The sequence below is a fragment of the Kitasatospora sp. NPDC059408 genome, assembly GCF_042751525.1.
In the GTDB taxonomy this organism is placed as follows: domain Bacteria; phylum Actinomycetota; class Actinomycetes; order Streptomycetales; family Streptomycetaceae; genus Kitasatospora.
The window spans coordinates 59,087-71,903 of record NZ_JBHYWI010000033.1 but is presented as its reverse complement, the minus strand read 5'-3'; the positions used below and the strand labels follow the sequence as shown (position 1 = coordinate 71,903).

General features: G+C 73.4%; 7 protein-coding genes. 2 read left to right on the top strand and 5 right to left on the bottom strand.

The features are described from left to right. Positions 1-56: 56 nt before the first annotated feature. From ACFXDE_RS22530 to ACFXDE_RS22520, 3 genes are all read right to left on the bottom strand, one after another. Positions 57-1,589, bottom strand: a complete 1,533-nt coding sequence (locus ACFXDE_RS22530) for an ArnT family glycosyltransferase (RefSeq protein ID WP_380496617.1) — start codon at positions 1,587-1,589, stop codon at positions 57-59. A 117-nt stretch (positions 1,590-1,706) separates the two neighbouring features. Further along, positions 1,707-3,623, bottom strand: coding sequence for a 1-deoxy-D-xylulose-5-phosphate synthase (dxs, locus tag ACFXDE_RS22525; protein WP_380441988.1), 1,917 nt, complete (start codon positions 3,621-3,623; stop codon positions 1,707-1,709). 220 nt (positions 3,624-3,843) lie between these two features. Beyond that, positions 3,844-5,037, bottom strand: a complete 1,194-nt coding sequence (locus tag ACFXDE_RS22520; RefSeq protein ID WP_380441986.1) for an ROK family protein — start codon at positions 5,035-5,037, stop codon at positions 3,844-3,846. A 533-nt stretch (positions 5,038-5,570) separates the two neighbouring features. Between ACFXDE_RS22520 and ACFXDE_RS22515 the strand changes: the two genes are divergently transcribed. Together ACFXDE_RS22515 and pepN are read left to right on the top strand one after the other, a co-directional pair. Next, positions 5,571-7,361, top strand: coding sequence for a PQQ-binding-like beta-propeller repeat protein (locus tag ACFXDE_RS22515; RefSeq protein ID WP_380441984.1), 1,791 nt, complete (start codon positions 5,571-5,573; stop codon positions 7,359-7,361). 178 nt (positions 7,362-7,539) lie between these two features. After that, a complete protein-coding gene (gene pepN, locus ACFXDE_RS22510) occupies positions 7,540-10,122 on the top strand; it encodes an aminopeptidase N (protein ID WP_380441982.1) in 2,583 nt (860 codons plus the stop codon). 91 nt (positions 10,123-10,213) lie between these two features. Here the strand turns inward: pepN and ACFXDE_RS22505 are convergent, their stop codons facing one another. Both ACFXDE_RS22505 and malQ read right to left on the bottom strand, forming a co-directional pair. Further along, the gene (locus tag ACFXDE_RS22505) at positions 10,214-10,441 is read right to left on the bottom strand and encodes a hypothetical protein (RefSeq protein ID WP_380441980.1); all 228 of its coding nucleotides are present in this window, start codon (positions 10,439-10,441) and stop codon (positions 10,214-10,216) included. A 179-nt stretch (positions 10,442-10,620) separates the two neighbouring features. Continuing rightward, on the bottom strand, positions 10,621-12,705 hold the full coding sequence (gene malQ, locus ACFXDE_RS22500) for a 4-alpha-glucanotransferase (RefSeq protein ID WP_380496630.1): 2,085 nt from the start codon (positions 12,703-12,705) through the stop codon (positions 10,621-10,623). Between the last annotated feature and the right edge of the window lie 112 nt (positions 12,706-12,817).

The following is a 12,817-nucleotide window of genomic DNA, read 5'->3' as shown; positions in this document are numbered from 1 at the left end:
GACGGTCACCGGGGCTCCTTCGTGCGTTCCCCCGGCCTGTCGGGCCGGGCGTGGTGTCAGTGCTTGAGGCGGTAGAAGACGGTGTCGCCGATGACGCCGATCATCTCGTAGTGGGTGTCCAGCAGGTTCTCGATCCTGGGGACCATCACGGGCTGGTAGGGGGCGATGCCGGAGTCGTCGACGAAGACCTCGGGCAGGCCGTTGGCCAGCTCCTTGTCGAAGGTCTGCCAGGCGTTGGAGACGCTGAACTGCTCGCCGACGTTCTGGCTGCCGTCCTTGCCGCCGCTGTAGTTGGTGAGGAAGCCGGCGGTCAGGTAGCGGGTGGCGGGCTTGCGGTCGGCCAGCCAGTACAGCTCGGGGTGCATGCCCCAGACCAGCACGGTGTCCTTCGGGGTGGTCTGGGCGGCCACCGCGGTGGCGACCTCGGTGGTGCGGCTGAGCCGCTCCCCCGGCCAGGCCAGGGCGAGGCCCCAGAAGACGGTGGAGGCGACCGTCGTGTACACCAGGACGGGCTTCCAGCGGACCGCCGAGGTGGCCACCGCGCCGGTGCCCAGGAGCACCAGCGGTGGCATCAGCTGGAGGTAGTAGTGGCCGAAGAAGTGGAAGCCCACGCTGACCGCGACGACCGACGAGAGCAGCCACACCCACAGGTCGGCGGTGGAGCCGTGCTCCTCGCCGGCGACCGGCAGCGGGCGGTGGCGGTGCTTGAGCCACAGGCGCCGGCCCACCGGGAGCAGGAAGCCCAGGCCGGCGGCGACCAGGATGGCCGAGTTGCCGAGCGCGCGGCCGGTCATCTGCAGCCAGGCGCCGCCGAAGGAGGCGTAGTCCCCGCTGCCGGTGACCACCCAGAAGAGGAAGCCCTTGGGCTTGGTCAGGATGACCGCGACGAGCGCTATCGGCAGCGCGAAGCCGAAGCCGATCTTGAACAGGGCGGGCGGCCAGCGCACCCCGCGGCGGCGGGCGTCCTGGAGGAGCATCCACAGCACCGGGAGCAGCACCGCGCCGCCGGTCTGCTTGGTCAGCGAGCAGAGCGCGACCGCGATGCCGGCGGCCAGCCAGCGGCGGCGTTCGGCGTAGCGGAAGGCGGCCACCATGGCGGGCAGCATGAAGACCTCGAAGGTCGCCGCCTGGGTGTCCTCCGGGGAGAGCCCGATGGACACCAGCAGGTAGAGCAGCCCGGCGCCGGCGCCGGCCCGGTTGCCCCAGCGGCCGCGGGCGATGGAGGCCAGCAGGATCGCGGTGACCAGGTGGGCGACCACCGCGAGGGTGCGCAGCGGCCACAGCGAGGCGGAGCCGAAGACGGCGAAGCAGGCCTGGTAGAGCCAGGGCAGCAGCGGCGGCTTGCGGTCGACCACGGTGTCGTACAGGACCCCGCCGTCGGCCAGCATCCGGGCCTGGGTGGCCAGGAAGCCCTCGTCGGGGCTCCACACCGGCCGGGCGAAGGAGGGGATGTGGGTGGCGAGCGCCACCAGTGCCAGCACCGGCACCAGCCTGGTCCAGTACCCGGTGGTGACGTGGGTACGGACGCGCTCGGGCAGGCGCTGGGCCGGCCCGGCGAGGCGGGGGTGGGTGGGGGTGGTCGGCACCATCACAACCTACCGGGCGGGATCGGCGCGGGCAGCGCCGGTCCCGCCTTTCGGTGCGATTATCGGCTCGTCTTGTGACGAGCTGTTACAGAGTTGGGGCAAACGGCCCTGCGACGGGGCTCAGGCCTCGACGCGGGCCTCCGTGGCGGCCTTGTCCAGACCGGCCACCAGAGCGGTCACCTTGCGGGCGATGTCCGGGGCGTTGAGGCCGATCTCCGCCAGGATCTCGGCCCGGGTCGCGTGGTCCAGGAACTCCTGCGGGATGCCGAAGTCGCGCACCGGCAGGTCCACGTCGGCGTCGCGCAGCGCCTGCGCCACGGCGGCGCCGACGCCGCCCGCGCGGCCGTTGTCCTCGATCGTGACGACGGCGCGGTGCTCGGCGGCCAGGCCCGGCAGGGCCGGGTCGACCGGCTTGACCCAGCGCGGGTCCACCACGGTCGCGGTGATGCCCTGGGCGGCCAGCAGGTCGGCGACCTCCAGGCTGGTGCCGGCCATCGCGCCGACCGAGACGATCAGCACGTCGGCGCGGTGCGCCCCGGCGGACTCCTCCGCGGCGCGCAGCACGTCCATGCCGCCCACCCGGCCGACGGCGGCGACGGCCGGGCCGACGGTGCCCTTGGAGTAACGCACGACCGTCGGCGCGTCCTCGACCTCGACGGCCTCGCGCAACTGGGCGCGCAGCTGGTCGGCGTCGCGCGGGGCGGCCAGGCGCAGGGTCGGGACGACCTGCAGGATCGACATGTCCCACATGCCGTTGTGGGAGGCGCCGTCGCTGCCGGTGACGCCGGCCCGGTCGAGCACGAAGGTGACGCCCAGCTTGTGCAGGGCGACGTCCATCAGCACCTGGTCGAAGGCGCGGTTCAGGAAGGTCGCGTAGACGGCGACGACGGGGTGCAGCCCGCCGGTGGCCAGGCCGGCGGCGCTGGTGACGGCGTGCTGCTCGGCGATGCCGACGTCGAAGATCCGCTTCGGGAAGGCCTCCGCGAACGGGGCCAGGCCGACCGGGTGGAGCATGGCGGCGGTGATGCCGACCACGTCCTCGCGCTCGCGGCCGATCGCGACCATCTCCTCGGCGAAGACGGACGTCCAGTCCTTGCCCGCGCTCTTGATCGGCAGGCCGGTCTCCGGGTGGATCACGCCGACCGCGTGGAAGCGGTCCTCGTCGTTGTTCTCGGCGGCGTGGTAGCCGCGGCCCTTCTCGGTGAGGCAGTGGACGATCACCGGGCCGCCGAAGCCGCGCGCCTTGGTCAGCGCGGACTCCAGGGCGGTGAGGTCGTGGCCGTCGATCGGGCCGATGTACTTGAGGCCGAGGTCCTCGAACATGCCCTGCGGGGCGATGAAGTCCTTGAGGCCCTTCTTGGCGCCGTGCAGCGTCTCGAAGAGCTGCTGGCCGACCACCGGGGTGCGCTGGAGCGCGTCCTTGCCCCAGGACAGGAAGCGCTCGTAGCCCTGGGTGGTGCGCAGCGTGGAGAGGTGGTTGGCCATGCCGCCGATGGTCGGCGAGTAGGAGCGCTCGTTGTCGTTGACGACGATGACGACCGGGCGGTCCGTGGCGTCGGCGATGTTGTTGATCGCCTCCCAGGCCATGCCGCCGGTGAGGGCGCCGTCGCCGATGACCGCGACGACCGGGTCGCTGTTGCCCTTGAGCTGGTTGGCCTTGGCCAGGCCGTCGGCGTAGGAGAGCACGGTGGAGGCGTGCGAGTTCTCGATCACGTCGTGCTCGGACTCGGCGCGGGACGGGTAGCCCGACAGGCCGCCCTTCATCCGCAGCATCGAGAAGTCCTGGCGGCCGGTGAGCAGCTTGTGGACGTAGCTCTGGTGGCCGGTGTCGAAGAGGATGCGGTCGCGCGGGGAGTCGAAGACCCGGTGCAGCGCGATGGTGAGCTCCACCACGCCGAGGTTGGGGCCGAGGTGGCCGCCCGTCTTGGAGACCTCCGTCACCAGGAAGGTCCGGATCTCCTGCGCCAGTGCGGCCAGCTGTCCGGGCGTGAGCCGGTCGAGATCGCGCGGTCCCCGAATGCGGGTCAGCAGGGCCACCCGTTCCTCCTCGTTCAGTGTTCGCGGACCGCGGCCGGTCCGACGGGCGTCGCTGCCCGGTGTGCCGGTGCGCCTCGACGGTCCGCTGCGACGGTCGTGGTCGGTGCCGACCGGTCGAGTCTAATGTCCGCCTGCCGGACACCGAGCGGCGCGCCCGGTGCCACCGGCCGGCCATGGACGATCCCCGAGGTGACGGGGGTCCGGGCGGGAGCGGGTCGCGTCAATTCCGATTGACGGAGGCGGCGGCGAGGGCGCCCGACTCCCCCATCTCGCTCATGACGAGCGCCAGCGCGCCCAGCACCTCCGCGCGGCCGCCCAGGGTGCCCGGCACCACGGACAGCTGGCGGGCGGCGCTCGGGATCGCGTAGCGGGCGACCGAGTCCCGGATCGGGGCCAGCACCAGCTCACCGGCCTCGGCGAGGTCGCCGCCGAGGATCACCCGGCGCGGGTTGAGCAGGTTGCACAGGGTGGCGACGCCGGTGCCGATCTGCCGGCCCGCGTCGGCGATCACCCGGCGGCAGCCGAGGTCGCCCTGGTGGGCCAGCTCGACCACCCTGGGCAGGGTGAGGTCGGGGCCGAGGGTCGAGGAGAGCAGGGAGAGCAGGTAGCGGGAGCCGACGAAGGTCTCCAGGCAGCCGCGGTTGCCGCAGCGGCAGACCGGGCCCGCCTCGTCCAGCGTGATGTGCCCTATCTCACCGGCGGTGCCGCCCGGGCCGCGGTAGATCTGGCCGTTGACCACCAGGCCGGCGCCGACCCCGCTGGCGATCTTGATGTAGGCGAGGTCGCTCAGACCGCGGCCGGCGCCCCAGACCAGCTCGCCGAGCGCGCCGAGGTTGGCGTCGTTGTCGACGTGCACCGGCATGCCGAGCCGCTCGGCCAGCTCGCGGCCGGGGGCGATGCCCGTCCAGCCGGGCAGGATCGCGGTGGAGCCGAGTGCGCCGGTCTCCACGTCGATCGGGCCGGGCACGCCGAGGCCGACGCCGATCACCTTGTCCGGGCGGAAGCCGGCCTGCGCCAGGAGCCGATCGACCATGGCCTCGGCGCGGTCGAAGCCCTGGGCGGCGGAGACGTCGACGTCGATCGGGGCGCTCTCCTCGGCGAGCACCCGGTGCGCGAGGTTGCCGACCGCGACCCGCAGGTGGGTGTGGCCGAAATCGATGCCGACGACGATGCCGGCGTCGCCGCTGAGCGAGACGCTGCGGGCCCGGCGGCCGCCGGAGGAGGTGTCGGCGACGACGACGGTGCCGCTCTCCTTCAGTTCCCGCACGATGTTGGAGACGGTGGCCGCCGAGAGGCCGGTGCCGCGGGCGATCTCGGCCTGGGTCAGCGAGCCGGCCATCCGTACGGCCCGCAGCACGCGCTCCAGGTTCGCCCGGTGCAGCGATGACTGCGAGCCCGGTGTGTCCGTCGCCATGATCCACCATCCCAGAGGGGCGGGGACCCCTCCGCCGGGCGTCCCCTTCAACTCCTGAAGCCTACGGCTCCGGGTGGGAGGTGGGGGTGCTGGAGGCGGGATCAGGGGGCGGCGAGGGTGACAGCGGGCGGCGGAGGAGGCGACGGGAGGAGACGTGGCCGGGCGGGGAGGTGGGGGTGCTGGAGGCCGGATCGGGGGGCGGCGAGGGTGACGGCGGGCGGCGGAGGAGGCGGCGGGAGGAGGCGCGGCCGGGCGGGGAGGTGGGGGTGCTGGAGGCCGGATCAGGGGGCGGCGAGGGTGACGGCGGGCGGCCGTGGGGGCAACGGGAGGAGACGTGGCCCGGGTGGCCGGCGGGGTCGTCAGGTCACGGTGGGGTTGAGGTGGTGGGGGGATCCCGGGGAGGTCCGGGGGCTTTCGGGCTCCTGCCGACAGCCGAAAACCGGTCACCACTACCATGGTGCCCAATCTCACGCGTCCCACCGGACCGCGGACGGTACCGGCAGGGGACGAATCCAGACATGACGGGGAATCAGATGGCAGGGGATCACCCTACGCCGGGGGCAGGCGAAACACCGGGCAGCGGCCCGCAGGAACACCGCGGCGTCTCGTTCGGGCGCCAGCCCGGAGTCGACCCGGCCGCCGTCGCCGACCAGATGACGCAGCTGGACGGCTCGGCGATCCCGGGACCGGCGGCGCCCGCGGGACCGCCGGCCCAGCCGGCGGCGCCGCCGGCCGCACCGCCGACCGGCCCGGCCTACGCGCCGACCGCCGCCGCCTTCCCCTCCCAGGCCCCGCCGCCGCCCCCGGCCGGCGCGCCCGTCGGCCCGTACGACCCGGTGCCCGGCGGCTACCAGGCGCCCGACGCCGGGCAGTCCTACGGCGGCGGCTACGGCTACCCGCAGGAGCAGCAGAGCGGCTACGCCTACCCGACCACGCCGGTGCCGGCCGTGCCGAAGCAGCGCAACCCCGTCATGGTGTGGGGCGGCATCATCGGCGGCGTGCTCGCGATCGCCATCGTCGCCGCGCTGGTCGTGCTGTTCCAGCAGAAGGACAACCCCGACAACCCGGTCGCGAACACCGGCGGGACCACCACCGGCACCTCCGGCGACGGCGGCAGCACCAGCACCGGGACCAGCAGCGGCACCAGCGGCAACGGCGGCACGGGCGGCAGCGGTGCCAGCTACAACGTCGCCTGGTCCGTCCCCAAGGCCACCGACTCGGACGGCAGCACCCAGATGCTCGGCATCTGGGCCACCGACAAGCTCGCCGTGCGCGTGGACTCCAACGGCATCCGCGCGTACAACCTGTCCGACGGCAAGCCCGCGTGGTCCATCCCGGTGCCGAACGGCGCCAAGGAGCTGTGCGCCGCGTCGAACAGCACCAACTCCAAGAACATCGGCGCCGTCGCCTTCAACACCGGTGACAGCGACTGCTCCACCATGGCCGCCGTCGACCTCACCTCGGGCAAGCTGACCTGGAGCGTCAAGGTCTCCAACGACCGGCTCTCCTCCCCGACCCTGTCCGTCACCGACAAGGTCGTCGCGATCGGCGGCCGGCTGGTCGGCGCGGTCAGCATCGACAACGGCAGCACCGTCTGGTCGTGGAAGCCGCGCGACAGCAGCTGCACCGTGACGGGCCGCACCGCCGCCGCCCAGATCGTGATCAGCGACCGCTGCTACGAGAGCAGCCCGAAGTCCCAGCTGTACGTGGTGGACTCGGAGACCGGCGCGCAGAAGAGCACGCCGCTCGCGCTCGCCGGCAGCATCGAGGCGGTCGACAAGGTCGTCTCCGCGGATCCGCTGGTGGTGCTCATGACCAACGGCACCAACGGCGACTACGTCCTGCCGTTCGACAAGAGCGACAAGCCGGGCAACCCGATGTCGGTCAAGGAGCCCGGCTCCGACAGCCTGCGCCTGACCGGCCTGAGCGACGCGATCAGGGCGAACGTCGTCAGCGGGAACATCCTGTACGCGCAGGTCACCGGGACCAAGGACGCCGTCAACGCGTACGACCTGACCACCGGCAAGCGGCTGTGGTCGGCCGCCAACCCGACGGCCAACCAGGACATCCGGCTCGTCTCCGGGTACGACAAGGACGGCAAGGTCCGCGCCATCCTCACCCAGGGCTACAAGAAGCCCGCCCGGCTCGTGACCCTCTCGCCGACCGACGGCTCGATGACCGACCTCGGGACCCTGGCCATGCCTGACGGCATGGACATCGGCGCCAGCCTGAACGAGTACAAGATGGCGCAGGACGCCAGCGAGGTCATCACCTTCTCGCGGTACGGCTCGGACTCGCCGCTCACCAAGTGGGCGAAGAAGTGACGACGGACTGACGTCGCTCCCGGGGAGGGGCGGGTCGGGGCTTCGGCCCCGGCCCGCCCCTCCTTCGTCGTCCCCCCGCCATTGCGCGGCCCGGGCCGTCCGCCCGCGATTATTCGGCGGGCCCGCGCGTTGCCCATGGGAAGATGCGCAACACCAGCCCGACGAAGGAGTTCAGCGAGTGCCCGGCACCAACCTGACCCGTGAGGAGGCCCGCACCCGGGCCGACCTCCTGCACGTGGACGCGTACGACATCGAGCTCGACCTCGGCACCGCCCGCGAGGGCGGGACCTTCCGGTCCACCACCGTCGTCCGGTTCACCGCCACGACCCCCGGCGCGGACACGTTCATCGACCTCGTCGCCCCGGGCGTCGAGGAGATCACCCTCAACGGCGCCGCGCTCGACCCCGCGAGCTTCGCCGACAGCCGCATCCCGCTGCCGGGCCTCGCGGCCGAGAACGAGCTGCGCGTCGTCGCGAACTGCGCCTACACCAACACCGGCGAGGGCCTGCACCGCTTCGTCGACCCGGTCGACGGCGAGACCTACCTGTACACCCAGTTCGAGGTGCCGGACGCCCGCCGCGTCTTCGCCAACTTCGAGCAGCCCGACCTGAAGGCCGCGTTCACCTTCACCGTCACCGCCCCCGAGGGCTGGGTCGTCGTCTCCAACTCGCCGACGCCGCAGCCGACCGGCGACGGGGACACCCGGGTGTGGGCCTTCGAGCCGACCGGCCGCATCTCCACCTACATCACCGCGCTGATCGCCGGCCCCTACGTCGGCGTGTTCGACAGCTACGAGAACGGCGACCAGAAGGTGCCGCTCGGCGTCTACTGCCGGCCCTCGCTGCGCGAATTCCTCGATGCCGAGGCCGTGTTCGAGGTCACCAAACAGGGATTCGACTACTTCCAGGAGAAGTTCGACTACCCCTACCCGTTCGCCAAGTACGACCAGCTGTTCGTCCCGGAGTTCAACGCCGGCGCTATGGAGAACGCGGGCGCCGTCACCCTGCGCGACCAGTACGTGTTCCGCTCCAAGGTCACCGACGCCGCCTACGAGGCCCGCGCCGCGACGATCCTGCACGAGCTCGCCCACATGTGGTTCGGCGACCTCGTCACCATGGAGTGGTGGAACGACCTCTGGCTGAACGAGTCCTTCGCGACCTTCGCCGAGGCCGTCTGCCAGGCCGAGGCGCCCGGCTCCCGATGGCCGCACTCCTGGACCACCTTCGCCAACCAGATGAAGACCTGGGCGTACCGGCAGGACCAGCTGCCGTCCACCCACCCGATCATGGCCGACATCAACGACCTGGAGGACGTCCAGGTCAACTTCGACGGCATCACGTACGCCAAGGGCGCCTCGGTGCTCAAGCAGCTCGTCGCCTACGTCGGCCAGGACGCCTTCTTCCAGGGCGTGCAGGCCTACTTCAAGCGCCACGCCTGGGGCAACACCCGCCTCGGCGACCTCCTCGGCGCGCTGGAGGAGGCCAGCGGACGCGACCTCAAGGCGTGGTCCAAGGCCTGGCTGGAGACCGCCGGCATCAACGTGCTGCACCCCTCGATCGTCCTGAACACCGACGGCGAGATCGAGTCCTTCACCGTCCTCCAGGAGGCCCCCGCCCTCCCCGCCGGCGCCAAGGGCGAGGCCGTGCTGCGCCCGCACCGCATCGCCATCGGCCTGTACGAACTCGCCGACGGCGACACCCTGGTGCGCACCGACCGGATCGAGCTCGACGTCGACGGGCCGCGCACCGAGGTGCCGGAGCTCGTCGGACGGCACCGGCCGGCCGTCGTCCTGCTCAACGACGACGACCTCTCCTACGCCAAGATCCGGCTCGACGAGGACTCGCTCGCCGTCGTCACCGAACACCTCGGCGCCTTCACCGAGTCGCTGCCCCGCGCCCTGTGCTGGGCCTCCGCCTGGGACATGACCCGCGACGGCGAACTCGCCGCCCGCGACTACCTGGCGCTCGCGCTCTCCGGCATCGGGCGCGAGAGCGACATCGGCGTCGTCCAGTCCGTGCAGCGGCAGGTCAAGCTCGCCCTCGACGCCTACACCGACCCGGCCTGGCGCGAGGAGGGCCTCGCCCGCTGGGCCGCCGCCGCCGAGGAGCACCTGCGGGCCGCCGAGCCCGGCAGCGACCACCAGCTGGCCTGGGCCCGCACGCTCTCCTCCGTCGCCCGCACCGACGCCCAGCTCGACCTGCTCGCCGGGCTGCTCGCCGGGACCACCGAGATCAAGGGCCTGGCCGTCGACACCGAGCTGCGCTGGACCCTGCTGGTCCGGCTCTCGGCCACCGGACGCGCCGACGAGGCGGCCGTCGCCGCCGAGCTGGCGCGCGACAACACCGCGGCCGGCCAGGAGCACGCCGCCACCTGCCGCGCGGCCCGGCCCACCGCCGAGGCCAAGGCGCAGGCGTGGGCGGCGGTCGTCGAGTCGGACACGCTCACCAACTACGTGCAGGAGGCCACCATCGCCGGCTTCCAGCAGGCCGACCAGCGGGAGCTGCTCGCACCGTACGCGGCGAAGTACTTCGACGCCGTCAAGGGCGTCTGGGAGACCCGCAGCCACGAGATCTCGCAGCAGATCATCGGCGGGCTGTACCCGGCGCTGCAGGTGTCGCAGGCGACGGTCGACGCCACCGACGCGTGGCTGGCCGCGGCCGAGCCGGCGCCGGCGCTGCGGCGCCAGGTCGTCGAGGCGAAGGCCGGGGTCGAGCGGGCGCTGCGGGCGCAGGCCGCCGACCGGGCGGCCGGGGCGCGCTAGGCCCGACAACGCGGAGGGGCGCCGGACTCGGTCCGGCGCCCCTTCGGCGTTGGTGCGGGTCTTACTGGTGGACGGCCGCGGGGGCCGTCGGCTACTTCTTCTTGCCCTTGCCGTACGGCAGGCCCGCGAGGGCGGCGATGATCGCGAAGGCGGCGATCGGGATCAGCACGTACAGGCCGATGGTCTGGCCGACGCCGAGGCCGGAACCCGGGTCGTCGCCGTCGTCCCGGGTGAGGGCCATGGCGGGCGACGACAGCAGCATCATCAGCGTGACCGTTGCGGAGACCGCGCCGGCTCGCAAAGCGTTCCTCTTGTCCACGTTTTCCAACTTACCCGGGGCTTATGGGGTGGCGCGCGTCGGGGTGGGCCTGATGGGACGGGGGCGTGTGCGGGATGCCCTCCGGGCAGGGGGGCGGGGGCAGGGACGGGTGAGGCTCACGGGGTGGCGCGCGTCGGGGTGGGCCTGATGGGACTTCCGGGGCTCCGGGTGGGGGCGGCTCAGGGGTGGTGGTGGCGCGGGGCGGGGGCCAGGAGGTGGGACAGGAAGGGGGCGGCGGGGGTGGTGGCGAGGGTTTCCAGGGTCACCGGGTGGCCGGCGCCGTCGGCGATCGGGAGGCGCCAGTTCGGGTACTGGTCCCATGTGCCGGGGAGGTTCTGCGGGCGCGGGTCGCCGACCAGGTCGGGTAGCCACACGCCCACCAGCCCGGCCCCGGTGGCGCCCAGGAAGCGGTACAGCACCGGCATCGACAGCGGCTCCCCCGGCGCCAGCAGCCCCAGCCGCGTCAGCGCCGCCCGCCACTCGGCCAGCTCCGCCGCCGCCTCCGCCTGCTCGTCCCCCAGCGGCCGGGCCAGCAGCCCCAGCCGGTGGCGCAGCTCGACGTGTTCGCCGGAGAGCCGGGCCGCCGTGCTGGGCAGGTCGTGGGTGGTGAGGGTGGCCAGGCAGCCGCGCCGCCAGCGGTCCGGTGGCAGGATCTCCCCGCCGGCCGCCCAGTCCCGTTCGAACCACAGCACGGACGTGCCCAGGATCCCGCGCTCGGCCAGTTCCTCGCGGACGCCCGGCTCGACCGTGCCGAGGTCCTCGCCGATCACCGCCGTCCCGGCGCGGTGCGCCTCCAGCGCGAGCACGCCGAGCATGGCCTCGGCGTCGTAGCGGACGTACGCGCCCTCCGTCGGCGCGTGCCCCTCCGGCACCCACCACAGGCGGAACAGCCCCATCACGTGGTCGATCCGCACCGCGCCGGCGTGCCGGGCGGCGGCCCGCAGCAGTTCCGCGTACGGGGCGTAGCCGGCGGCGGCGAGGGCGTCGGGGCGCCAGGGCGGCAGGCCCCAGTCCTGGCCGTGGGCGTTGAAGGCGTCCGGCGGGGCGCCGACCGAGATGCCGCCCGCCAGCACGTCCTGGAGCACCCAGGCGTCGGCGCCGTCCGGGTGGACGCCGACCGCGAGGTCGTGGATGAGGCCGACCGGCATGCCGGCGCCGTCGGCGGCGGCCGTGGCGGCGGCGAGCTGCTGGTCGACCTGCCAGGCGAGCCAGCGGTGGAACTCGACCCGGTCGGCGAGCTCCTTGCGGGCGCGCTCGGTCCCGGACCCGTCCGGGTGACGCAGCCCCTTGGGCCAGGCGTGCCAGTCGGGGCCGTGCTCCTCGGCGATCGCGTTCCACAGCGCGTACCGCTCCAGCCACTCGCCCTCGCGGCGCAGGTAGGCCCGGTACGCGGCGTCGCGGCCGGTGCCCCGCGGGACCTCGTGCAGCAGTTCCAGCGCCTCGCGCTTGAGCGCCCAGACGGCGTCCCGGTCGATCAGGCCGTCGTGCGCGAGCACCTCGGCGCGGAGCCGGGCGGCCCGGCGGCCGAGTTCCTCGGCCTCGGCGCGCTGGTCGCCGACGAGGTAGGCGTACTCGGGGACGGCTTCGACGCGCAGGTGGACGGGGTCGGCGAAGCGGCGGGAGGAGGGGCGGTAGGGGGACGGGTCGGAGGGGGCGCCGGGGAGGCCGGCGTGGAGGGGGTTGATCTGGACGAAGCCCGCGCCGAGGTCGGCGCCGGCCCACTGGGCGAGGTCGGCGAGGTCGCCGAGGTCGCCCATGCCCCAGGACCGCTCGGAGAGGAGGGAGTACAGCTGGGCGAGGAAACCCCAGCTGCGGGTGGGGAGTTCGGGGAGCTTGTCGGGGGCGACGACGAGGGCCGCGCGCGCCGTGCCGCCGGCGCACTCGGCGGTGAGGACGTGCCGGCCGAGGGGCAGGTCGGCCGGGAGCCAGTGGGAGTGGCCGCGGGGCAGTTCCCACACGCCGCCGTCCTCCAGCTCGACGTGGAGGCGGGCGTCGGCGGGGACGTCGAGCGCGGTGCGGCGCCCCTGGCGGACGACGACGCAGGGCGGCAGCAACCGGGCCTGCTGCTCGGCCCGGTGACGGTCCAGCGCCGCCCGCACCTCCTCCGGCGTCCCGGCCTCGACTCCGAGCGCCCGCAGCACCGCCACCAGTGTCCGCGCGCCGACCGGCACCCCGCCGGGCCCCGGGTCCTTCGGATCGACCCCGTGCGCCTGTGCCAGCGCCACCAGTTCGGGTGGCGGGGCCGGAGCGTCCTGCGCCGGCACCTTGAGCCCGTCGGCTCCGTCACGGTCGAGATAAGCGGCCACTCGCGGCTCCTGCGATGTCTCGGCAACGCCAGTTCGGGACGACCACAGTCCTACCCGCGTGACGACCCGA

What these genes read in the sequence shown, in the direction of transcription:
- ACFXDE_RS22530 (WP_380496617.1), bottom strand. Translation starts at nt 1,589, where the DNA reads ATGGTGCCGACCACCCCCACCCACCCCCGCCTCGCCGGGCCGGCCCAG.
- ACFXDE_RS22515 (WP_380441984.1), top strand. Translation starts at nt 5,571, where the DNA reads ATGGCAGGGGATCACCCTACGCCGGGGGCAGGCGAAACACCGGGCAGC.
- ACFXDE_RS22520 (WP_380441986.1), bottom strand. Translation starts at nt 5,037, where the DNA reads ATGGCGACGGACACACCGGGCTCGCAGTCATCGCTGCACCGGGCGAAC.